Raw genomic sequence first — 22,257 nt, 5'->3', positions numbered from 1 at the left:
CCGTTACGCGGCGAATTCGGTGCGCAGCTCGGACGCCGCCTCGATCGCATTCTGCGCCAGCACGCGCAGTTCGATCAGCACGGTACGCAGCGACGATTCGACCGACAGCTCACCCACCAGTTCATAATATTCGCGTCCGCCGACTTCGGCGATGGCGAAATTCGACAGCGGCACCAGCTTCTGCGTTTTCAGCAGGAAGCGGTTGAACGCATCCGGCTCCTCCTGTTCGTCGACCGGCCACAGCAGCGACGACACGATGATCTGCTCGCCCGCGACCGAGGCGAAGATGGCGAGGTCGCCGAACTGATGCATGGTCAATTTAAGGACGGGTTCGGCCTGCTCGATCCGCTCGACGCTCAGTTCGTCGCCAAACTCGGCCCCGCGCAGGGCGTCGGCAAGGCCAGTGATCGTCCAGCTACGGGGTGCGTCGTCCATCCATCCCTCCGAAACGTGTCTGGCCACGGTGTGTTGGCCGCGCTTGACACCCCAAGCATAAGGCGCGACCAAAAAGCAAGGTGCGGGGGCAGTCGAGGGATGAAGCCATTCAGTCTGGGGTCCTATCTGCGGCGGCTCTACCTCGCGGCCAGCGAACTGCACCGTGGCGTGCTGTTCGCGCTGCTCGTGCTGCACATGACGATATCGTGGGAACTGCTGTCGTTCGCCGGCGAAGCCGACCTGCGGCCGCTGCCCGCCTATCTCTACTGGTACGCCACCACCGCCTCGACGGTCGGCTATGGCGATCTGTCGCCGAAATCGGACATGGGTCGGATCGTCACTGCGCTGTTCGTGATGCCCGGCGCGATCGCGCTGTTCACCGTGTCGATCGCCCGCGCCTTTGCCGGGGTGTCGGCGCGCTGGCGGCGGCGGCGCATGGGTCTGGGAGACTATAGCGCGATGCGGGGCCATATCGTCCTCGTCGGCTACGACCCCGACCGCACGCCGCGGATGATCGCGGAGATCGTCGCCGACGGGCAGGGCCACGAACTGGTGCTGGTCGCGACCGAGGAACTGGCGGGCGACGCCACCACCCACCGCTTCGTCCGCGTCCCCTCGTTGACCGCCCCCGCCGACCTGAAGCGCGCCGGGATCGCCACCGCCGAGCGGGTGATCGTCTATGGCCCGTCCGACCCCGATACGCTGGCGGCGACTTTGGCGGTGACCGCGCTTAACGACACCGGCCATGTCGTCTGCTTCCTGCGCGATCCCGACACCGCGCACCTGCTGACCGCCCATTGCCCGCAGGTCGAGGTGGTGCTGACCCCGACCGTCGAACTGGTGGTCAAGGCGCTGAGCGATCCGGGCTCCAGCCGCCTGATCGCGCAGCTCGCCAGCCATACCGACGATGGCGGCACGCTCTACGCCACCACCGCGCGCACGTCGGGCAGTTTCGACGACGCGGCGCGCGATCTGCGGGCGCGGGGCGGAATATTGGTCGCGACCTGTGGCGCGGACGCCCATTCGCCGGTATTCGACCCCGAAGGCCAGGTCGCGGCCGGCGACCGGCTGTTCTACATCGCGCGGACAAGGATCGCGGCATGATTTTCGGCAGCCTGTTCGGCGGCAACACCCGTGAAGAGACCCCCGCGGTGGCGGTCGTCCGCAACATCACCATCGGGCGACAGGTGCGATTGGACGGGCTCGCATGGCGGCGGCTGACCGGCGCCGCCTTCACCCTCGACCGCGACACGCTGGAAATCACCGCGCAGGGACTGATCCGGCTCGACGACGGCAGCCATGTCCACCGTTTCTACACCGACGACGAACTGATGTTGCAGGCGGTGAGCCAGTCGGCCGACGGGTCGGACGCCGACGACTTCACCCTGTTCCGCCCATGGTCCTCGACCTACCCGGTCGACTGGGCCAATACCGGCGCATTCCGCAACCGCCTGTCGCAGCCGGTGTGGGACGAACCCGGCCTCGCCCGCTTCGATCGCTTCTGGTACCCCGACGACGACCGCGCGCAGCCGCCGGTCGAACTGTGGGAAGCGGTATATGAGGAACGCACCGGCCGCCCGGTCCGCCATATCAAGCAGGCCTGCATGCTCTATGCCCGCGAAGTCCCGCCCGAGGGGCAGGAACTGCTGCTGGCGCTGGCGATGCAGCCCGAGGGTGGCGACCTGACGCACGAAATCATGGTCGGGCTGCCGCTGCTGCCTGCCGAATTCAACGCCTGAGCTTGGGCGACCAACAGGGGATCGGGATGTTCGATATTGCCTATTTCACGAACGGGGCGGTGCATTTCATCGTCGCCTTCGGCCTTGCCTGCCTGTTCCTCACCGTCTTCAAATGGCTGTACCAGGTCTCGACCCCCTATGACGAACGCGCGCTGATCGCCGCCAACAATACCGCCGCAGCGGTGGCGCTGGGCGGGGCGATCCTCGGTTTCGCCCTCCCGCTCGCCTCCGCGCTGGAAGTGACCAGCAGCATCGTCGAATTCGCCGCGTGGGGCCTGCTCGCCGGCGTGATCCAGATCGTCGCCGCGTTCATCATCCGCCGCCTGATCGTCCGCGACATGACGGCACGGATCGAGGGCGGCAACATCGCCAGCGCGATCTACAGCGCGGCGACCTCGATCGGCGTCGGGCTGCTCAACGCCGCGTCGATGACCTATTGAGGGGTTTGCCATGACCACCCTGCCCCCCCGCCGCAAACGCTCGGTCGCCGCCGGCCTCACCGCCGTCGGTGCGGTCGCGATGCTGTCGGGCTGCGACGACAACAACGAACAGGCGCGCTTCGGCCCGCCGACCGAAGTCGCCGCGTTCCAGACGATCCAGCAATGCGTCGACAGCGGCCAGTACGACCGGGCCACCTGCACCGCCGCCCAGCAAAAGGCGTTCAATGAGGACGGCAAGGTCGCGCCGCGCTTCGACAGCCAGCAATTGTGCGAGGAACAGTTCGGCGCGGCGCAATGCCAACGCCGCAGCGAAGGCGGGCAGAGCTTCTTCACGCCCCTGCTCACCGGCTTCCTGATCGGCCAGATCCTCAACAACAATTCGTCGCGCTACACCTATGGCGGCCTCTACCGCGACCGGCGCCAGCAGGGTGGCGGCTGGTACACGCCGGGCGGCGCGTATCTCAGCCCCAGCAACGGCTATCGCTACAATGTCGGGCGCGAGGCGATCACGACCCCGGTCACGACCCAGCGCATCCAGACGCGCAGCTCGGTCGTCTCCCGCGGCGGCTTCGGTGGCCGGGTGAGCGCAAGGTCGAGCGGCGGCTGGGGCGGCGGACGGTCGTTCGGGGGGTAGGCCAACCCACCGCAGGCAAGACCACCCCCACTCTTCCCACCCGGCTGCGCCGGGCGGGCCCCTTCCTCTCCCAATGGGAGAGGGAGGGAGCGGCGAAGCCACGGAAGAGTGAGGGTGAACCGATACTAGCGAGAAACGCGCTCCCCTATCCACAAACGTCACCCCAGCGCAGGCTGGGGTATCCCTGTCACAACAGGGCACAGGCGCCGCACGAACCCCAACCCATCTGCGTCATTCCCGCGCAGGCGGGCATCCATACACGCTGACGTCCCGGCTCTGATCGCAGCCTCGGCGTCTATGGGTTCCCGCCTCCGCGGGAACGACGATCCGGGACCAACCCCGCCACGATCGCCTCAGCCGCCGCCGACACATCCGCCCATGTGACGTCGAACCCGGCAGCGTCCCCATAATAGGGATCGGCCACCGCCGCCCCCTCCCGCCCCGGCAGCACATCCAGCAACAAACCGATCCGCGCGGTCGCATCCGCCGGCGCCCGCCGCCGCAACTCGGCCAGATTGTCGCGATCCAGCGCAAGGATATCGGTAAACCGCCAGAAATCCGCCGCCGCCACCTGCCGCCCGCGATAGCGCGAAATGTCGATGCCGTGCGCCAGCGCCACCGCCTGCGCCCGCCGGTCGGGCGGATCGCCGACATGCCACGCCCCGGTCCCCGCCGAATCGACCTCGATATCGACCCCGGCCCGCGCCGCCGCAGCACGCAGCGCCGCCTCCGCCAGCGGGGAGCGACAGATATTGCCGAGGCAGACGAGCAGGAACGAGCGGGTTTGTATCATCGATTTCTCTATTGACCCCTGCTCCAACCCTCCCCGCTCGGTTCGAGCAGCTTCGAGCTTGTCGAGAAGCGTCCGTCGAGAACGCCGTAGTTTGAGGCACCCCCTTCTCGACTTCGGTTCTCGACAGGCTCGAACCTCCGCTCGAAGCAAACGGCAGGGGTAATCATAACGAGGTTACGAAACCCATGGCATCCCCCGCCACCTTGCGCCAAGTGTATCCCAAAAGGGAGAGGCGCATGGCAACGGCAGCACGAACACCGATCGCACCCACCAGCATCGGCGGCTGGCTCGGCTGGGCGGCGGTAGCGATCGTCGGCGCGGTGGCGCTCGGCTGGATCGCGCTGATGCGGGGCGAGCCGGTCAACGCGCTGTGGATCGTGGTCGCGTCGCTCTGCGTCTACGCCATAGCCTACCGCTTCTACGGCCTGTTCATCGCCAGCCGCGTACTGCGCGTCGATCCCTCCCGCCCCACCCCGGCGGTTCGCCGCGACGACGGCCTCGACTATGTCCCGACGCACAAGGGCGTGTTGTTCGGCCACCATTTCGCCGCCATCGCCGGCGCCGGCCCGCTGGTCGGACCCGTGCTCGCCGCGCAGATGGGCTACCTCCCCGGCACGCTCTGGCTGCTGGCCGGGGTGGTGTTCGCGGGCGCGGTGCAGGATTTCCTGATCCTCTATTTCTCCACCCGCCGCGATGCGCGCTCATTGGGCGACATGATCCGCAGCGAAATGGGGCTGATCCCCGGCACCATTGCCCTCGTCGGCGTGCTGATGATCATGGTCATCCTGCTCGCGGTGCTGGCGCTGGTGGTGGTCAAGGCGCTGGCGGGCAGCCCATGGGGCACCTTCACCGTCTTCGCGACGATCCCGATCGCGATCCTGATGGGGCTGTATGGGCGCTTCCTGCGTCCCGGCAAGATCGCCGAAATGTCGGTGATCGGCTTCGTCCTGCTGATGGCGGCGATCGTCGGCGGCGAACCGGTCGCCCATTCGCCGGTCTTCGCACCGATGTTCACCTATTCGGGCACCGCCCTCGCGCTGATCCTGATGGCCTACGGCTTCGTCGCCTCGGTCGCGCCGGTATGGCTGCTGCTGGCGCCGCGCGATTACCTGTCGACCTTCCTCAAGATCGGGGTGATCGCTGGTTTGGCGCTCGGCATCCTGATCGTCCGCCCCGACCTGCAGATGCCGGCCGTGACGAGCTTCATCGACGGCACCGGCCCGGCCTTTTCGGGCAAGCTGTTCCCGTTCCTGTTCATCACCATCGCCTGTGGCGCCGTCTCCGGCTTCCACGCGCTGATCGCCAGCGGCACCACGCCGAAAATGGTGGCGAGCGAGGGCGACCTGCGCTTCATCGGCTATGGCGCGATGCTGACCGAGAGCTTCGTCGCGATCATGGCGCTGATCGCCGCCTGCGTCCTCGACCCCGCCGTCTATTTCGCCATGAACGCCCCGCCCGCCCTGATCGGCACCACCGCCCAGTCGGCGGCACAGGCGATCGCCGGGTGGGGCTTCGTCGTCACCCCCGACATGCTGACCCAGCTGGCGCGCGACGTCGGCGAAAGCAGCATCCTGTCGCGTGCGGGCGGTGCGCCGACGCTGGCGGTCGGCATGGCGCATATCCTGTCGCAGGTCATCGGCGGACAGGCGATGATGGCGTTCTGGTATCACTTCGCGATCCTGTTCGAGGCGCTGTTCATCCTGACGACGGTCGATGCCGGCACCCGCGTCGCCCGCTTCATGATCCAGGACCTGCTCGGCAGCTTCATTCCCGCGATGAAGGAGACGCAGAAGCTCGGCCCCAACCTGATCGGCACCGCGCTCGCCGTCGCCGCCTGGGGCTATTTCCTCTACAGCGGCGTCACCGATCCGCTGGGCGGCATCAACACGCTGTGGCCGCTGTTCGGCATTTCGAACCAGATGCTCGCCGCCATCGCGTTGATCCTGTCGACCGTGCTGCTCTTCAAGATGAAGCGCGACCGCTATGCGTGGGTCACGATCGTCCCGACCGCGTGGCTGCTGATCTGCACGCTGACCGCGGGCTGGCAGAAGCTGTTCGACGCCAATCCGAAGATCGGCTTCCTTAGCCATGCCCGCGTCTTCTCCGACGCCTTGGCCCGAGGCGAAATCCTCGCCCCCGCCAAATCGGCGGCGGAGATGCAACGGATCATCCTCAACGACCGCATCGACGCGGCACTGTGCGTGCTGTTCATCGTCGTCGTGCTGTCGATCCTCGCCTACGGCATCGGCGCGATCCGCAAGGCCAAGGCATCGCCGACCCCGACCACGCAGGAGGTCGGCGATGCCATTCCTGCATAAGCTCGCCGAAACCGCACGGCTGATGGTCGGCGTCCCCGACTACGACCGCTACGTCGCGCACCGGACCGCGCACCATCCGGGCGAACCGGTGATGACGCTGAAGGAATTCCACCGCGACCGCATCGCAAGGCGCTACGGCACCGGCCCCGGCGCCCCGCCAAAGTGCTGCTGAGAGGCCCAAGCCAAAATCGTCACCCCAGCGCAGGCTGGGGTCTTCCGCGGCTCCTGTCCCGTCCGACAACCGGGAGATCCCAGCCTACGCTGGGATGACGTGGTTGGTGCGCGATCACCGTAACCCAACAAACAACCGTACCCCCGCGCAGGCGGGGGTCCAGAGCCAAGCCAAGCTTCGATAGCGTGTGCCGCCCTGGACCCCCGCCTGCGCGGGGGTACGGTCGTTTCAGTTGCCCCTAATCCCGAATATTCCGCCGGAACGTCTCCGGCAGGAACAGCACCCCCAGCACCAGCGTCACCACCGCCAGCACCACCGGATACCACAGCCCGTAATAGATATCCCCGGTCGCCGCGACCATCGCGAACGCCGTCGTCGGCAGGAACCCGCCGAACCAGCCATTGCCGATATGATAGGGCAGCGACATCGACGTATAGCGGATGCGGCTGGGGAACAGTTCGACCAGCAGCGCGGCGATCGGACCATATACCATGGTCACCAATATCACCATGAACCACAGGATCAGGATCACCAGCGGCTTGTCGATCGTCGCCGGATCGGCCTTCGCCGGATAGCCCGCCGCGCTGAGCGCCGCCGCGACCTCGCCCTGATAGGCCGTGATCGCCGCCGCCCGATCCGCGCCGGTCACCTCCGCCGGGTTCGGCGCCACCAGCACCCGGTCGCCGACCGCGACGCTGGCGATCGTCCCCGCCGGTGCCTCGACATTGGTGTAGCTGATGCCGTTCTTGGCCAGATACGACTTGGCGATGTCGCAGCTTTTCGCGTCGAACTTGTTGCGCCCGATCGGATCGAACTGCACCGAACAGTCCTCGTCATGCGCCGTGACCCGCACCGGCGAGGCGACCTGCGCCGCCGCCAACGCCGGATTGGCCGCATCGGTCAGCGCCCCGAACAGCGGGAAATAGGTCAGCGCCGCCAGCGCACAGCCGGCCATGATGATCCATTTCCGCCCGATCTTGTCCGACAGCCAGCCGAAGAACACGAAGAACGGCGTCCCCAGCGCCAGTGATACGGCAAGCAGCACGTTCACCGTCGCGCCATCGACCTTCATCATCTTTTCGAGGAAGAACAGGACGTAGAACTGCCCGGTGTACCACACGACCGCCTGTCCCATCGCCGCGCCGAACAGCGCGATCAGCACGACCTTCAGGTTCGGCCAGCGCAGGAACGCCTCGGTCAGCGGCGCCTTCGACGTCTTGCCCTCTTCCTTCATCTTCAGGAACACCGGGCTTTCCGACAGCTGCAGCCGGATCCACATCGACACGCCCAGCAGCAGGATCGACACGAGGAACGGCAGCCGCCATCCGAACCCGCCGAACGTTTCCTCGCCCAGCAGCGTGCGGAACCCGATCACCACCAGCAGCGCGGCGAACAGTCCCATCGTCGCCGTCGTCTGGATGAAGCTGGTGTAGAGGCCGCGCTTCCCGTCGGGCGCATGTTCCGCGACATAGGTCGCCGCCCCGCCATATTCGCCGCCCAGCGCCAGCCCCTGCAAAATCCGCAGCAGCACCAGGATGATCGGCGCCGCGACGCCGATACTGGCGTAGGACGGCAGCAACCCGACCGCAAAGGTCGACAGGCCCATGATGCCCATGGTGACGAGGAAGGTGTTCTTGCGCCCGACCAGATCGCCGATCCGCCCGAACACCAGCGCCCCGAACGGCCGCACCGCGAAACCGGCGGCGAATGCGCCGAGCGCAAGGATGAACCCGGTCGTCTCGTTCACGCCCGAGAAGAACTGTTTCGAGATGTACGTCGCCAGCAGCCCGTACAGGTAGAAGTCGTACCATTCGAACACGGTGCCCAGCGACGACGCCGCGATCACCAGCTTCTCGTTCTGGCCCTTGGGGGCTCCGGCAATCGCCTCTGCCATGGCGGCATCCTCTCGTTTTTCCGGTGCAGTCTGTCGCCACACCTCGTGCCGCGCCAGTGTCATGTCCGCGCGCCATGGCGGCCAGTACGACCTTGGTCGTAGCCGCGTGGCGCTTGACGCGCGCGCCTGCGACCGCACATCAGGCGCACAGGAGAGCGATATGACCCAGACGATCCATGCGGCACCGCAGGACGCCGCCGCCCGAGTGGACAAGGCCGAGTACGACGCGCGCTACGCCGCATCGGTTGCCGATCCGGAAGCCTATTGGCGCGAGGGCGGCCGCTGCATCGACTGGTCGCGACCCTATACGCAGGTGAAAGACACCTCGTTCGACGAGGCCGATTTCCGCATCCGCTGGTTCGCCGATGGCCAGACCAACGTGTCGGCCAACTGCCTCGACCGCCACCTCGCCGAACGCGGCGACCAGGTCGCGATTATCTGGGAAGGCGACGAACCCGGCGAAACCAAGCGCGTCACCTACCGCGAACTTCACCAACAGGTCTGCTGCTTCGCCAACGTCCTCAAGGCGAAGGGCGTGAAGAAGGGCGACCGCGTCACCCTCTATCTGCCGATGGTGCCCGAAGCGGCAGCGGCGATGCTCGCCTGCACCCGCATCGGCGCGATCCATTCGATCGTGTTCGGCGGCTTTTCCCCCGACAGCCTCGCCAACCGCATCGTCGATTGCGACAGCCGTCTGGTCATCACCGCCGACGAAGGCTGTCGCGGCGGCAAGCGCATCCCGCTCAAGGCCAATGTCGACAAGGCGCTGGAACACGCCCCCGGCGTCGACACGGTGATCGTCATCCGCCGGAGCGGCAGCGACGTGCCGATGGTCAAGGGCCGCGACTTCTGGCTGCACGACCTCCTCGCCGACGCGTCGCCCGACTGCCCGCCCGAACCGATGGACGCGGAGGACCCGCTGTTCATCCTCTATACCAGCGGGTCGACCGGCAAGCCCAAGGGCGTGCTCCACACCACCGGCGGCTATCTGGTCTGGGCGCACACCACCTTCCGCGACGTGTTCGATTACCGCGACGGCGAAATCTTCTGGTGCACCGCCGATATCGGCTGGGTCACCGGGCACAGCTATGTCGTCTACGGCCCGTTGAGCAACGGCGCGACCACCGTGATGTTCGATGGCGTGCCCAACTACCCGGACCATGGCCGTTTCTGGGAAACGATCGATCGCCTCGGCGTCAACATCTTCTACACCGCCCCCACCGCAATCCGCGCGCTGATGCGCGAGGGCGACAGCTGGGTCACGAAGTCCAGCCGCCAGTCGCTCCGCCTGCTCGGATCGGTCGGCGAACCGATCAATCCGGAGGCATGGGACTGGTATCACCGCGTCGTCGGCGACCGCCGCTGCCCGATCGTCGATACCTGGTGGCAGACCGAAACCGGCGGCATCCTCATCTCGCCCCTCCCCTATGCCACCGACCTGAAACCCGGCAGCGCGACCAAGCCGCTGCCCGGCGTGCCGCCGATGATCGTCGATGCGGAGGGCAAGGAGCTGACCGGCGCGACCGAGGGCAATTTGTGCATCACCGACAGCTGGCCCGGCCAGATGCGGACGGTGTGGGGCGATCACGACCGCTTCTTCCAGACCTATTTCACCACCTATCCCGGCAAATACTTCACCGGCGACGGCGTGCGCCGCGATGCGGACGGCTATTACTGGATCACCGGCCGCGTCGACGACGTCATCAACGTCAGCGGCCACCGCATGGGCACCGCCGAAGTCGAAAGCGCGCTTGTATCGCACCCCAAGGTCGCTGAAGCGGCGGTGGTCGGCATGCCGCACGACATCAAGGGGCAGGGCATCTATGCCTATGTGACCTTGAACGCCGGCGAGGAACCCGGCGACGATCTCCGCGCCGAACTGCGCCAGTGGGTCCGCAAGGAAATCGGCCCCGTCGCCACGCCCGACGCGCTGCAATTCGCCCCCGGCCTGCCCAAAACCCGCTCGGGCAAGATCATGCGCCGCATCCTGCGCAAGATCGCCGAGAACGACACGTCGAATCTGGGCGACACCTCGACGCTCGCCGATCCGTCGGTGGTCGACACGCTGGTGTCGGAACGCATCCGGCCGGCGTGAAAAAAGTCTAGCTGACGGCGAGCAGATCACCCTCACCCTTCCCACCCGGCTGCACCGGGCGGGCCCCTTCCCTCTCCCTCTGGGAGAGGGAAGGAGCGGCGAAGCCGCGGAAGGGTGAGGGCGACCGGAAAGGACGTAATGACCACCATCCTCGTCGCCGACGACCACCCCCTGTTCCGCCAAGCGCTGACGCTGGCGGTAACCCAGGTCCGCCCCGACGTGCACATCGTCGAGGCCGGCTCGCTCGACCGCGCGGTAACGGCCGTCCGCGAAGCCAGCGACCTCGCCCTCATCCTGCTCGACCTGAACATGCCCGGCGCGGTCGGCTATAGCGGCGTGGCGCTGCTCCATGCCGAGGCGCCCGACGTCCCCATCCTCGTCGTCTCCGGCGCCGACCGCGCGGCGGCGTTCGGACAGGTCGCCCGCTTCGGCGCGGTCGGTTTCGTCGGCAAGGACGCCCCGCTCGAACAGATCGAATCCGCCATCGCCGCCGCCCTGAACGGCGACCGCATGCCCGCCGACGCCGACCACCAAGACGACATCGCTGCCCGCGTCGCCGCGCTCACCCCGATGCAGCTCCGCGTCCTGATCGGCGTCCTCGCCGGGCGTCTCAACAAACAGATCGCCCACGACCTCGGCATCGCCGAAGCAACGGTCAAGGTCCATATGACCGCACTGCTGCGCAAGCTCGACGTCGGCAACCGCACCCAGGCCGCCGTCGCCGCCGGCGCGCTGGGGCTGGAAGTGACGGGCTGAGGCCCGGCCGCACATTGCGCGCATCGCGCCGTTCGCGGTACCCATGGTGCAAAGGGAGCCACCGCACCATGCAACGACGAGACATGATCGTGGGAATGGCAGCTACCCTGGCCGCCGGGACGATCCCCGTCGCGCGCGCCGCCGCAGCCGCCGGCGGATCACTGCTGCCGGTCCGCGGAACCCGGCTGTGGGTCGACGACAGCGGACCGCGCGACGCCCCGGTCCTGCTCTACGTCCATGGCGGTCCGGGCATCGGCGCGCTCGATTTCGAACGCTATATGAAACCGGTGCTGGCGGGAAAGCTGCGGCTGGTCAGCGTCGACCAGCGCGGCGTGCTACGCTCCGATCCGATCGCTGCCGGAACCCGCGTCACCGTCGACGACCTCATCGCCGATTTCGAAGCGGTCCGTTCGGCGCTGGCGATCCCGCGCTGGCAGCTGCTCGGGCACAGCTTCGGCGGCATGGTCGCACTGCGCTATGCCCTGGCGCATCCCGACCGGGTCACGCGGCTTATCCTCGAATGTCCTTCGATCGATCTCGCCAGTTCGTTCCGCTGGCTATGCGCCGCGGCGGCACAGGCCCTCAACGGACGCGACGTTGCCGCCGCACTCGAAGCGAACCGCCTCGCAAACCCGGCGACACCGTTCGACGACCGCTTCATCGCCGCCATGGACCGAACGCTCGCCGCGCTGGGGCCGCGCCGTCAGGACCTCTATGTCAGCGCGCCGCAGAACCGCGATATCTTCACACGCCTCGCCGCCACCGCCGGCCTGCCCGACGCCCGCTGGGCACAGGGCGCGGTGCCGGGCAAGGCGCTGCTGGCTCAGCCTTCGACGCGGCAACCGATGCTGTCGTCGATCGCCGCGTGGAAGGGGCCGCTGCTGCTGGTCCGCGGCGACGGCGATCACGTCACCAGCCCGCAGGAACTGCACGCCGTCGAACAGGCCGGCGGCAAGGTCGTGACCATCCCCGCGGCGGGGCATTTCGTCCATGTCGAACAACCGGCGGCGCTGGCGGACCTGATTACCCGTGCCCCGGCGGAACGACGGTAGCGTTCGCGGCAAACGCCTTTCCTACACGCGCATTCCCTGCAACGCTGCGGGTCCGCTCTTTCCTACCGTCGATACCTGCCGGTCGTGCCCGACTCTCCGGTCCTGACGTCATCCCAGCGAAGGCTGGGATCTCCCCGTGAGGACACGCAACCGCCGCCGCACAGCCGACCACCGACCTGCTGCGAAGTACGCCGCAAACCGCGGCGAGTGTGAACTTCGTGAACTTTGACCACATCGTGGACATTCCCGGCCCCGCCACGGGCAAAGCCCGCGTCGTCGGGCGGCGCTGCCAGCGCCGCCGGCCGGCCGCGCCTTCTGGCTCGGCCTAGCTTCGCTACGCCTTGCCCGGCGCGGCGCGAGTGTGAACTTCGTGAACTTTGACCACATGGTGGACATTCCAGCCCCGCCACGGGCAGAGCCCGCGTCGTCGGACGGCGCTTCCCGCGCCGCCGGCCGGCCGCGCCTTCTGGCTCGGCCTAGCTGCGCTACGCCTTGCCCGGCGCGGCGCGAGTGTGAACTTCGTGAACTTTGACCACATGGTGGACATTCCAGCCCCGCCACGGGCAAAGCCCGCGTCGTCGGACGGCGCTTTCCGCGCCGCCGGCCGGCCGCGCCTTTCTGGCTTGCCGTAGCTTCGCTACGCCTTACCCGGCGCGGCGACCCACGCATCGAACGCCTCCCCCGACAACGGCTTCAGCAACACCGCCACCCCCGCACCTTCCGCCGCCTCGGCCAGCGTCCGGCTGGCATCCGCCGTCACCAGCGCCGCGCGCAACCCCGGCCGCGCCGCCCGCAACCGCGCGATCAGCGCCAGCCCGTCGACCTCCCCACCCAGGTCGTGGTCGACGAACGCCACCTCCTCCGCCACCCCGGCCAGCGCCTCTTCGACCGTTGCGGCGACGCGCACCGCATGCCCCCGGCTCCCGGCCAGCGCCGCCATCGCCCGCCGCACCCCGGCATCGTCGTCGACGATCAGGCACGACAACGGCCCGACCTCACGCGCCGCCGCCCGTACCGGCACGGCCGCCACCGCCCCCTCGGCCAGCGGCAGCGTCACCGCAAAGCGACTGCCCCGCCCGACCCGGCTGTCGAGGTCGACGCCCGCCCCCAGCAACGCCGCGGTCCGCGCAACGATGGCGAGGCCGAGGCCCAGCCCGGCATCCTCGGCATTGGCCAGCCGCTCGAACTCGCGAAACACCCGCGCCCGGTCGCTTTCCACAATGCCCGGCCCGCTGTCGACCACCTCGATCCGCGCGACGCCGCCCCGCCGCCGCACCCCGATCACCACCCCGCCCCGCGCGGTATAGCGCACGGCATTGCCCAGCAGGTTCTGCACGATCGATCGCAGCAGCACCCGGTCGGTCGCGACCACCGCATCCCCCGGCGCCAGCCGCAGCGTCAGCCCCTTGGCCCGCGCCTGATCGGCAAAGCTGTCGACCAGCTCGACCAGCAGGTCGCGCACCCCGAACCGCGTCGCCACCGGCACGATCCCCCCGGCGTCGAGCTTCGAGATATCGAGCAGCGCCCGCAGCAGCTGGTCGGCCGCCGCGATCGACTGGTCGATCCGCTCGGCCAGCGGCTTGGCCCTATCGTCCGCCCCGCGCGCCAGCGCCGCGGTGAACAGTCGCGCGGCGTGCAGCGGCTGCAACAGGTCATGGCTCGCGGCGGCGAGGAACCGGGTCTTGTCCGCCGTCGCCCGCGCCAGCGCGGCGTTCGCATCCGACAGCGCCCGCGTCCGCTCCTCGACCCGCCGCTCCAGATCGGCGCGCGCCGTCTCCACCGCGCGCAGCGCCTGCGCCTCGGCGGTTATGTCCGAAAAGCACATGACGTAGCCGCCGCCCGGCATCGGCCCGCCGACAGTCTTCAACACCCGCCCGTCGTTCCGCACCCGCTCGAACCCGTGCCGCGTGCCCCGCCGCATATGCGCCAGCCGCCGGGCGACATGGTCGTCGACCTCGCCCGGCCCGCAATCGCCGCGCAGCGCATTGAACGCGATCGCATCGGCCACCGGGGCGCCGACCCGGATCATGCCCGGCGGAAAGCCGAACAGGTCGAGGTATCGCTGGTTCCACGCGACGAGGTTCAGCTCGGCATCGACCACGCTGACCCCCGGATCGATATGCTCCAGCGTCGCGGCCAGCAGCCCCTTGGAAAATTGCAGGCTCTGTCCGCTGGCATCCAGCATCCGCGCGACGTCGTCCGCGCCCAGCCCCTCGCCCGACAGCGCCGACGCCACCAGCCGCCGCGCCGACGACACGCCGACCACCTGCGCCACCAGCCGTTCGGCCCGCCTGGCGGCGCGGGAATCGACATGGGTACCCGTGCCCAGCTCGGCCTGCGCCCGCTCCTCGCCCACGAAGCGCGCGACCAGCTGCGTCAGCTCGGGCAGGTCGCGCACCGGCGGCACCCGGTCGTCGCGCACGAACGGCAGGCGCGGCGCACGCGAGGTGGCGACGATCGCATGGACGATCAGGTTCGCGGCCAGCGTTACCACCGCCCCCGTGGCGACCGCCCCCATCCCCGCCAGCGCCGGGATCGGCAACGTCGCACCGCTCAGCGTCGGCACGAACAGCAGCAGCGTCCACCCCGCAAGGCCCGTCGCCAGCCCCGCCTTCGCCGCCAGCGGATCGCGCCCCCCGCCCGCCACCGCCAGCAGCAGCGCCGGCGCAAACTGCGCCATCGCGGCAAAGGCGACGAGGCCGATCGACGCCAGCCCGCGCGTTGCCGGGATCAACAGCGCGGTCAGCAGCGCGACGCCGATGATCCCGCCGATCACTCCGCGGCGCACCCACAGCAATGTCCGCCCGACATGCGCCGCGCGGGCCATGCGCGGACTGCGCAGCAGCAGCGGCGCGATCAGGTCGTTCGACACCATCGTCGCCAGCGCGACCGTCTCCACGACCACCATCGCCGTTGCCGCCGAAAACCCGCCGACGAACCCCAGCAGCGCGACGACCGGCGCGCCCGCTGCCAACGGCATGGCGATGACCAGCAAATCGGGCCGCGCGATCCCGCCCTGCACCAGCGCCGCCAGCGTGATCGGCACGACCAGCAGCGCGGTAGCAGCCAGATAGGCGACGAACGGCCAGCGCGCCTGCGCCGGGTCGTCGGGGCTGGCGGCGGCGATCACCGTCACATGGAATTGCCGCGGCAGGCACAGCATCGCCGCCGCCGCCAGCGCGGTCGCGACGCAGAAATCGGCGATCGCCGGCGCCCGCGCGAACCCGCCCGCCAGCCGCGCGACGCCCGCACTGCGATCGGCCGGCGCCGCCTGCATCACCAGCCACACCGCGAACCCCGCCACCGCGACGAACGCCGCCAGCTTGACCAGCGACTCGACCGCCACCGCCGCCAGCAGCCCGCTATCCGCCTTCGCCTGTCCCCGCGTCCCGAACGCGACGGCGAACCCGGCAAGCAGCAGCGCGGTCGCGATCATCGGCCCCGTCGCATCGCCCATCCCCGACAGCGCGGCATAGCTGGTCGCGACCGACCGCAGCTGCAACGCGACATAGGGTATCGTACCGATCAGCGCGATCAGCGTGACCAGCGCCGCGACGCCGCGGCTGCGCGAGAACCGCCCGCCGATGAAATCGGCGATCGATGTCGCCCCATCGGCCTGCACCGCGCCCACCAACCGCACCAGCAACCGCCTGCCGCCCGCGAACAACAGGATCGGCCCCAGATAGATCGGCAGATACGCCCAGCCATCGGCCACCGCGCTGCCGACCGCGCCGTTGAACGTCCAGCTGCTGCAATAGACCGCCAGCCCCAGCGTATAGACGACCCGCCGGTCGCGGGCGCGCATGCCCCGCCGCCGCACGCCCCAAGCGACCGCAAACAGCAGCGCGGCATAGCCGATCGCGACGACGAACAGCAGCAACCCGTTCATGCATCCCCCCTGCGTCACCCCGGGCTTGACCCGGGGTCCCGCTTCTTCTCTACGGCCGGGAAAGGAAGCGGGACCCCGGATCAAGTCCGGGGTGATGATGAACCTGTCCGATCCGCCCCGTCCTACCCGCGGCGGGCATGGGCTGTCAGTGGAAATCGCGCGACTTGGGCACCAGCCGCACGTCGCGCGGGTGGCGCGACGCGATCGGGCGGACCGCCTCGCTCCCCGCCGGCGCCGCCTCGCCCAGCGTGTCGAGCAGGTCGCTGCGATCGCGCACCTGCGCGCCCATCAGGTGGACGATACCCTCGCGGCTGCGCTGCACCTCGCCCTCGACCAGCATCAGCCGCGCGCCCATCACCTCGCGCCGATACGCCTCGAACAGCCGCGCCCACAGCACGACGTTGGTGATGCCGGTATCGTCCTCCAGCGTGACGAAGATCGCATTGCCCTTGCCCGGTCGCTGCCGGACGAGGACGAGGCCGGCGGCGATCACCTTGCTCCCCGCCTTAGCCCCCATGATCCCGGCGCAACTCGTCACCCCCATCCGCGTCAGCCGATCGCGCAGGAATTGCAGCGGATGGCCTTTCAGCGACAGGCGCAGCGTCTGGTAATCGGTCACGACATGCTCGACATCGGGCATCGCGGGCAGCGTCATCTCCGGTTCCGCGCCCAGTTCGGCGGCGCGGGCGTGGGCGAACAGCGGCAGCTCGGCATCGGGCGTGCGCCGCACCTCCCACAACGCCTCGCGCCGGTCGTACCCGATCGACCGGAACGCATCGGCATCGGCCAGCAGTCGCAGCGCCCGCTGCGGCAACCGCGCCCGCCGCGCCAGTTCCTCGACACTGGCAAAGGGCCGCGCGGCGGCGATCGCGTCTGCCCAGCGCTCGCGAAACCCATCCATCTGCCGAAAGCCGAGCCTGAGCGCGAGGGGTGTCCCTTCCAGCGCATTGTCCCACCCGCTGACATTCACATCGATGCCGCGCACCTCGACACCATGGTCGCGCGCATCGCGCACGATCTGCGCCGGCGCATAAAACCCCATCGGCTGCGAATTGAGCAGCGCACAGGCGAACACCGCCGGGTGATGGCACTTGATCCACGACGACACATAGACCAGCCGCGCGAACGACAGCGCATGGCTCTCGGGAAAGCCATAGCTGCCGAACCCCTCGATCTGGCGAAAGCAGCGTTCGGCGAAGTCGGGTTCGTACCCCCGCCGCGTCATGCCATCGATCAGCTTCCTCCGCAGCTTCTGGATCGTGCCGGGATTGCGGAACGTCGCCATCGCCCGACGCAGTTCGTTCGCCTCGCCGGGTTTGAAATCGGCGGCGACGATGGCGAGCTTCATCACCTGTTCCTGGAACAGCGGCACGCCATAGGTCTTGTCCAGCAGCGTCTTCAATTCGTTGGGATCATGCGGCGGTTTGGGCGAGGGATAGGTCACCACCTCCTTCGCGGCACGCCGCCGCAGATAGGGATGGACCATGTCCCCCTCGATCGGCCCCGGCCGCACGATCGCGACCTGCACCGACAGGTCGTACAGGCTGATCGGCTTCAGGCGGGGCAGCATGTTCATCTGCGCACGGCTCTCGACCTGGAACACGCCGATGCTGTCGCCCTTGTGCAGCATCTCATAGACCTCCTGGTCGTCGGCCTTCAGATCGACGGTCAGGTCATGCTCGCCCAGATCATGCCGCCGCAGCAGGTCGAACGCCTTGCGGATGCAGGTCAGCATGCCCAGCGCCAGCACGTCGACCTTCATCAGCCCCAGCGCGTCGATATCGTCCTTGTCCCATTCGATGAAGGTCCGCCCCGCCATCGCGCCGTTATGGATCGGCACCATCTCGTCCAGCCGCCCCTGCGTCAGCACGAATCCGCCGACATGCTGCGACAGATGCCGGGGGAATTTCAGGATCTGGTCGACCAGCCAGCGCAGCTGCGCGATTTCCGGATTGTCGATGTCGAACCCCGCGCTGGTATAGCGCCGCGCCTCCATCTCGCCCGCAAAGCTGCCCCACACGGTACTGCCCAGCCGCTGCGTCACGTCGCGGGTCAGGCCCAGCACCTTGCCGACCTCGCCCACCGCGCTCCTCGGCCGGTAATGGATCACGGTCGCCGCGATGCCGGCTCGCTCGCGGCCATAGCGGGCGTAGATATACTGGATCACCTCCTCGCGCCGTTCATGCTCGAAATCGACGTCGATATCGGGCGGCTCGCCACGCTGTTCGGACACGAAGCGCGAGAACAACAGGTCATGCTCGCTCGGATCGACCGAGGTGACGCCCAGCAGGAAACACACGATCGAATTCGCCGCCGACCCGCGCCCCTGGCACAATATCGGCGGTTCGCAGGTCCGCGCGAACCGGACAAGGTCGTGCACTGTCAGGAAATAATGCGCGTATTTTTCCTTGCGGATCAGCGCGAACTCCTCATCCAGCCGCCGCTGCACACCGGCTGGCAACTCGGAACCATAGAATTTGTGTGCGGCAGTCATCGTCAGATGCTCCAGCCAGTCCTGCGCCTCCCACCCTTCCGGCACCGGCTCGTGCGGATATTCGTACTTCAGGTCGGTCAGACGAAACTCGATCCGCTTCAGCAACGCGACGCTCTCTGCCACCGCTTCGGGACAGTCACGGAACAGCCGCACCATCTCCTCCGGCGATTTGAGATGGCGTTCGGCATTGGCCGCCAGACGCCGTCCGGCGGCGGCGATCGTCGTGCCCTCGCGGATACAGGTCAGCACGTCATGTAAGGGGCGCTGCTCGTGCGTCGCATAGAGCGCATCGTTGGTCGCGAGCAGCGGCACGCCGATGCTGTCGGCCAACGCGATCAGTGCCGCCAGCCGCCGCCGATCACGCCCGCCACGCGGCATCGCCGCCGCCAGCCACACCCGCCCCGGACAGGCATCACGCAGCCGCGCCAGCAACGGCGCATCGGGCGCGGTGACGATCAGCAGCAACCCCTCCTGCCATGCGAGCAGGTCGGCCAGTTCAAGGTGGCAATCGCCCTTCTTCGCCCGCCGGTTGCCGGTACTGAGCAACCGCGTCAGCCGCCCCCATGCCGCCCGGTCGACCGGATAGGCGACGATGTCCGGCGTCCCGTCGACGAACACCAGCCGCGTGCCGACAACGAGGTCGAAGGCATAGTCGGGCAGCCCCGCCTCGCACCGCTTTTCATTCGCCTTCTTGAGCGCGAGAAACGCCTGCACCACCCCTGCCACGGTGTTTCGGTCGGCAATCCCGATCCCGGCCATTTTCAGCTCGTTCGCGTGTCCCACCATGTCACACGGCGGCGACGCCCCCCGCAAGAACGAGAAATGCGTCGCAGCGATCAGTTCGGCAAAGGCCATCTCACGAACACGCCGCGCCCGCCACGCCGCCCTTCGTCATCCGGGCGCAGGCCGGGATCCGCCGGCCCGCATATCCGATGGTTTCGGCGTTTGCGGAACCTTGGATCCCGGCCTTCGCCGGGATGACGAAGAAAGAAAGAACCCGCATTACCGCGTCATCCTTCGTCATTCCCGCGCAGGCGGGAATCCATTCACGCCGACGCTGCGGATGGAATCGAGACGTCAGAGCATATGGATTCCCACCTCCGCGGGAATGACGAGGTTGAGGCGTCGTCACGCAAACACCCCGTGCACATACCACAGCGGATCGGGCGTCTCGCGCTCATACAGCCCATGCCGGAAAATCCAGTACCGCCGCCCACGCACATCTTCGACCCGGTAATAGTCCCTCGTCCGCACCTTCGCCTGCCCCCTGCGCCACCACTCCGCCGCGATCCGTTCCGGCCCTTCGAAGCGGATCACGTCGTGCAGCACCCGGCGCCAGCGGAAGCGATGCGGCGGGCCGTCGGGCACCTCCGCCATCACCTCGATCCGCTGCGGCGGGTCGAACAGGTGGATCGGGCGCAGCGGCGGCTCGCCCGCCTCGGGTGTGTCCCAGCCGGTCGGCACCGGCGTGTCGATCGCGTCGATGGTCAGCACCCCCTGTTCGGGCATGTGGCTGTCGCCCGGAGCGACCCGCGCGATCCGCCCGCGCCCCAGCCGTGTGGTCAGCCGATCGACCAACGCCGCCATCGCCTCCTCGCTGACCGCCCCCCCCTCCAGCTGCAACTGCGTGGCGGCAAGCGGTTCGAGCGCAGGGACGCTCATGCGGATCATGTCGAAGCCGAAGCCCGGATCGATCGGATCGGCCAGCGCATCGATCCGTTCGCGGAACAGCCGCAGGATCGACGGCGGATCGCGCAAGGGAAGCCCGCTTTCGACCGCCAGATCGCGCAGCGCGCCATCGGCCCGGTACAGCCGCACCGCAAAGCGCCGCCCGCCGCGATCGCGCGCGGTCAGCTCCGCCTCCGCCTCGACCGCCAGTTCGCCGATCGTCGCCAGCACATCTCCGTCACGCGCGATCGGTTCGGCGAAGCGCCGTTCGAAGAACAACGCCGGCAGAGCCCGGCGCGGTCGCAGCCTTTGGTCGGCATCGCCCAGCAACCGCGCGAGCGCCGCCACCGTCTCCTCGCCGAACCGCGCCGCGATCGGCGCGGTTGGACGGCTCGCCAGATCGCCGATGGTGCGCAGACCCGCACGGCGCAGCGCCACCGCGATCTCGTCGTCGAGCCGCAGCGCCGCCACCCCCAGCCGCCGGACCGCCGCCGCCTCGCTCGCCGCAGGGGCACTCTGGAACCGCGCCAGCGCCTGCGCCGCATCGGGCGTGTCGGCCAGCGCGTGGCGCAGCGTCCCGAACCGGGCAAGTCGCGCCTCCACCTCGGCGACCAGCGCCGCCTCCCCGCCGAACAGATGCGCGCAGCCGGTGATGTCCATCGTCACCCCGTCACCGCCATCGAGCGCGACCAGCGGCGTGAACCGGTCGCAGGCATCGGCGATCCGCTCCAGCCAGCCATGATCGGCGAACGGGTCGGCATCGACCACCGCCAGTTCGGGCAGCTGCGCCCGCGCATCGGCCAACGCCATGCCGGGGGCAAGGCCCTTGTCCAGCGCCTGTGGGTCGACGGCGGCGATGCGCAGGGCGCCGCGCACCGTCTCGACACAGACGAACGGTGCGTCATCCGGCACGCCGCAGGGGGATTGGCGCAGCAACCGGTCGCTGGGCAGGAACGGCCACCACAGCGCCAGATGGCGTCGGGCTGGTGAAGACGGCTTGCTCACGGTTCCACTCCACTTGCCAGCGGCCATCGGCACCCCGGCCGCGCTGACGCAATAATTCGAGGTCGAAGGTCGGATGGCCTGGCGCATTGGCGGGCAAGGGCTGCGAGGCGCACGACCGCACTGCCCAGCGGGTATCGGCCGCGCTCGCCACCGGCGTCGCGGCGATGCGCAGCAACAGCGCGGTCACCCCGCTCTCCTCCGCCGCAAGTGCCAGGCGGCGGCTGGCGGTCAGGTCGAGCGCCTTGGGATCGCGGTGCAGCTCGATCACCGCCACCCCGACGCCGGCACAGCGCACGACATCGGCGGCGGCGCGCAGCACCGACAGCGGGTCGGGCAGCAGTCCCAGCAGCAGCCGTGCGGGATCGACGCCGATCTCGACCAGCCCCGGCGCGTGCAGATGCCCGCCGCTTGGCACCACCGCCGCCTCGCGCAGCCACACGATGCCGCCGCCCAGCCGGACCGCCAGCATCCCCGCAAAGCCGGTTGCGCTGCCGGCATCGCCCACATCCAGCGCGAAAATCTCGTGCACCCGCCCGCGCGCGATGCCACCGGACAGCGCGGCATCGATATCGCCATGCCCGGTCGCCACCCGCACCGCCTTGCCTGTCGGGGCACGCCGCTCCATGGCGGCGACGCGACGCTTCAGCGCGACAAGGGTAGACGACTCTAAGTTCATGATTTGTTCTTATCGCGCGTCCGTTGCGGATTCGTCAATCCGGTTGGATTGGAATGATTTTTACGCGAAGGCGCGAAGGTCGCGAAGAAGGGAAGTTAGATTTCGCGCAGAGACGCGGAGGCGCAGAGAGGGCTTGCGGCTTGGCAATCGGGTGCGTTCGGCAGACCATTCGCGCGCGGATGCCATGGAATAAGGCC

General features: G+C 68.6%; 17 protein-coding genes. 9 read left to right on the top strand and 8 right to left on the bottom strand.

The features are described from left to right. Positions 1–3: 3 nt before the first annotated feature. Positions 4–435 carry a YjfI family protein gene (locus tag MF610_RS15830; protein ID WP_242200043.1) on the bottom strand — a complete coding sequence of 144 codons (432 nt, stop codon included), beginning with the start codon at positions 433–435 and terminating at the stop codon, positions 4–6. Positions 436–534: 99 nt separating this feature from the next. Here MF610_RS15830 and MF610_RS15825 point away from each other — a divergent pair, with 99 nt between their 5' ends. From MF610_RS15825 to MF610_RS15810, 4 genes are read left to right on the top strand one after another with little or no spacing between them, the layout of a single operon-like run. After that, positions 535–1,539 carry an ion channel gene (locus MF610_RS15825; protein ID WP_242200042.1) on the top strand — a complete coding sequence of 335 codons (1,005 nt, stop codon included), beginning with the start codon at positions 535–537 and terminating at the stop codon, positions 1,537–1,539. After that, on the top strand, positions 1,536–2,174 hold the full coding sequence (locus MF610_RS15820; protein WP_242200038.1) for a DUF2491 family protein: 639 nt from the start codon (positions 1,536–1,538) through the stop codon (positions 2,172–2,174). The genes MF610_RS15825 and MF610_RS15820 overlap by 4 nt, the downstream gene beginning before the upstream one ends. A gap of 26 nt (positions 2,175–2,200) precedes the next feature. Next, complete coding sequence (locus tag MF610_RS15815) at positions 2,201–2,614, top strand: DUF350 domain-containing protein (RefSeq protein ID WP_242200037.1); 414 nt, start codon at positions 2,201–2,203, stop codon at positions 2,612–2,614. Between the two features lie 10 nt (positions 2,615–2,624). Further along, positions 2,625–3,248: a DUF1190 domain-containing protein gene (locus MF610_RS15810; RefSeq protein ID WP_242200035.1), complete on the top strand. Its 624-nt coding sequence runs from the start codon at positions 2,625–2,627 to the stop codon at positions 3,246–3,248. A gap of 295 nt (positions 3,249–3,543) precedes the next feature. Here the strand turns inward: MF610_RS15810 and MF610_RS15805 are convergent, their stop codons facing one another. Further along, on the bottom strand, positions 3,544–4,041 hold the full coding sequence (locus tag MF610_RS15805; RefSeq protein WP_242200033.1) for a low molecular weight protein-tyrosine-phosphatase: 498 nt from the start codon (positions 4,039–4,041) through the stop codon (positions 3,544–3,546). Positions 4,042–4,277: 236 nt separating this feature from the next. Between MF610_RS15805 and MF610_RS15800 the strand changes: the two genes are divergently transcribed. After that, on the top strand, positions 4,278–6,359 hold the full coding sequence (locus tag MF610_RS15800) for a carbon starvation CstA family protein (RefSeq protein WP_380870597.1): 2,082 nt from the start codon (positions 4,278–4,280) through the stop codon (positions 6,357–6,359). Further along, positions 6,343–6,531 carry a YbdD/YjiX family protein gene (locus MF610_RS15795; RefSeq protein ID WP_242200031.1) on the top strand — a complete coding sequence of 63 codons (189 nt, stop codon included), beginning with the start codon at positions 6,343–6,345 and terminating at the stop codon, positions 6,529–6,531. Before MF610_RS15800 ends, MF610_RS15795 begins: the two co-directional genes overlap by 17 nt. A 238-nt stretch (positions 6,532–6,769) precedes the next feature. Here MF610_RS15795 and MF610_RS15790 read toward each other — a convergent pair whose 3' ends face one another. After that, a complete protein-coding gene (locus tag MF610_RS15790) occupies positions 6,770–8,425 on the bottom strand; it encodes an MFS transporter (RefSeq protein WP_242200028.1) in 1,656 nt (551 codons plus the stop codon). A gap of 160 nt (positions 8,426–8,585) precedes the next feature. Here MF610_RS15790 and acs point away from each other — a divergent pair, with 160 nt between their 5' ends. The 3 genes from acs (at position 8,586) to MF610_RS15775 (ending at position 12,328) form a co-directional block, all read left to right on the top strand. Further along, positions 8,586–10,520, top strand: a complete 1,935-nt coding sequence (acs, locus tag MF610_RS15785; RefSeq protein WP_242200027.1) for an acetate--CoA ligase — start codon at positions 8,586–8,588, stop codon at positions 10,518–10,520. A 138-nt stretch (positions 10,521–10,658) separates the two neighbouring features. After that, positions 10,659–11,276 (top strand): response regulator, encoded by a 618-nt coding sequence (locus MF610_RS15780; protein ID WP_242200026.1) that lies wholly within the window; start codon positions 10,659–10,661, stop codon positions 11,274–11,276. Positions 11,277–11,371: 95 nt separating this feature from the next. Beyond that, positions 11,372–12,328 carry an alpha/beta fold hydrolase gene (locus MF610_RS15775; RefSeq protein ID WP_242200024.1) on the top strand — a complete coding sequence of 319 codons (957 nt, stop codon included), beginning with the start codon at positions 11,372–11,374 and terminating at the stop codon, positions 12,326–12,328. A gap of 637 nt (positions 12,329–12,965) precedes the next feature. Here MF610_RS15775 and MF610_RS19100 read toward each other — a convergent pair. From MF610_RS19100 to MF610_RS15745, 5 genes are all read right to left on the bottom strand, one after another. Continuing rightward, positions 12,966–16,217, bottom strand: coding sequence for a PAS-domain containing protein (locus MF610_RS19100; protein WP_277924155.1), 3,252 nt, complete (start codon positions 16,215–16,217; stop codon positions 12,966–12,968). Positions 16,218–16,362: 145 nt separating this feature from the next. Then, positions 16,363–19,566, bottom strand: coding sequence for an error-prone DNA polymerase (locus MF610_RS15760; protein WP_242200022.1), 3,204 nt, complete (start codon positions 19,564–19,566; stop codon positions 16,363–16,365). Position 19,567: 1 nt separating this feature from the next. After that, a complete protein-coding gene (locus tag MF610_RS15755) occupies positions 19,568–19,735 on the bottom strand; it encodes a hypothetical protein (RefSeq protein ID WP_242200014.1) in 168 nt (55 codons plus the stop codon). A 104-nt stretch (positions 19,736–19,839) separates the two neighbouring features. Next, positions 19,840–21,384 (bottom strand): Y-family DNA polymerase, encoded by a 1,545-nt coding sequence (locus tag MF610_RS15750; protein WP_242200012.1) that lies wholly within the window; start codon positions 21,382–21,384, stop codon positions 19,840–19,842. Next, complete coding sequence (locus MF610_RS15745; RefSeq protein ID WP_242200011.1) at positions 21,281–22,060, bottom strand: ImuA family protein; 780 nt, start codon at positions 22,058–22,060, stop codon at positions 21,281–21,283. The genes MF610_RS15750 and MF610_RS15745 overlap by 104 nt, the downstream gene beginning before the upstream one ends. Positions 22,061–22,257: the final 197 nt, after the last annotated feature.

It is taken from the genome of Sphingomonas hankookensis (assembly GCF_022664465.1).
GTDB classification, from domain to species: Bacteria; Pseudomonadota; Alphaproteobacteria; order Sphingomonadales; family Sphingomonadaceae; genus Sphingomonas; species Sphingomonas hankookensis.
This window is presented reverse-complemented; position numbering and strand designations above follow the sequence as displayed.

What these genes read in the sequence shown, in the direction of transcription:
- MF610_RS15830 (WP_242200043.1), bottom strand. Translation starts at nt 435, where the DNA reads ATGGACGACGCACCCCGTAGCTGGACGATCACTGGCCTTGCCGACGCC.
- MF610_RS15825 (WP_242200042.1), top strand. Translation starts at nt 535, where the DNA reads ATGAAGCCATTCAGTCTGGGGTCCTATCTGCGGCGGCTCTACCTCGCG.
- MF610_RS15820 (WP_242200038.1), top strand. Translation starts at nt 1,536, where the DNA reads ATGATTTTCGGCAGCCTGTTCGGCGGCAACACCCGTGAAGAGACCCCC.
- MF610_RS15815 (WP_242200037.1), top strand. Translation starts at nt 2,201, where the DNA reads ATGTTCGATATTGCCTATTTCACGAACGGGGCGGTGCATTTCATCGTC.
- MF610_RS15810 (WP_242200035.1), top strand. Translation starts at nt 2,625, where the DNA reads ATGACCACCCTGCCCCCCCGCCGCAAACGCTCGGTCGCCGCCGGCCTC.
- MF610_RS15805 (WP_242200033.1), bottom strand. Translation starts at nt 4,041, where the DNA reads ATGATACAAACCCGCTCGTTCCTGCTCGTCTGCCTCGGCAATATCTGT.
- MF610_RS15800 (WP_380870597.1), top strand. Translation starts at nt 4,278, where the DNA reads ATGGCAACGGCAGCACGAACACCGATCGCACCCACCAGCATCGGCGGC.
- MF610_RS15795 (WP_242200031.1), top strand. Translation starts at nt 6,343, where the DNA reads ATGCCATTCCTGCATAAGCTCGCCGAAACCGCACGGCTGATGGTCGGC.
- MF610_RS15790 (WP_242200028.1), bottom strand. Translation starts at nt 8,425, where the DNA reads ATGGCAGAGGCGATTGCCGGAGCCCCCAAGGGCCAGAACGAGAAGCTG.
- acs (WP_242200027.1), top strand. Translation starts at nt 8,586, where the DNA reads ATGACCCAGACGATCCATGCGGCACCGCAGGACGCCGCCGCCCGAGTG.
- MF610_RS15780 (WP_242200026.1), top strand. Translation starts at nt 10,659, where the DNA reads ATGACCACCATCCTCGTCGCCGACGACCACCCCCTGTTCCGCCAAGCG.
- MF610_RS15775 (WP_242200024.1), top strand. Translation starts at nt 11,372, where the DNA reads ATGGCAGCTACCCTGGCCGCCGGGACGATCCCCGTCGCGCGCGCCGCC.
- MF610_RS19100 (WP_277924155.1), bottom strand. Translation starts at nt 16,217, where the DNA reads ATGAACGGGTTGCTGCTGTTCGTCGTCGCGATCGGCTATGCCGCGCTG.
- MF610_RS15760 (WP_242200022.1), bottom strand. Translation starts at nt 19,566, where the DNA reads ATGGCCTTTGCCGAACTGATCGCTGCGACGCATTTCTCGTTCTTGCGG.
- MF610_RS15755 (WP_242200014.1), bottom strand. Translation starts at nt 19,735, where the DNA reads ATGACGAAGGATGACGCGGTAATGCGGGTTCTTTCTTTCTTCGTCATC.
- MF610_RS15745 (WP_242200011.1), bottom strand. Translation starts at nt 22,060, where the DNA reads ATGAACTTAGAGTCGTCTACCCTTGTCGCGCTGAAGCGTCGCGTCGCC.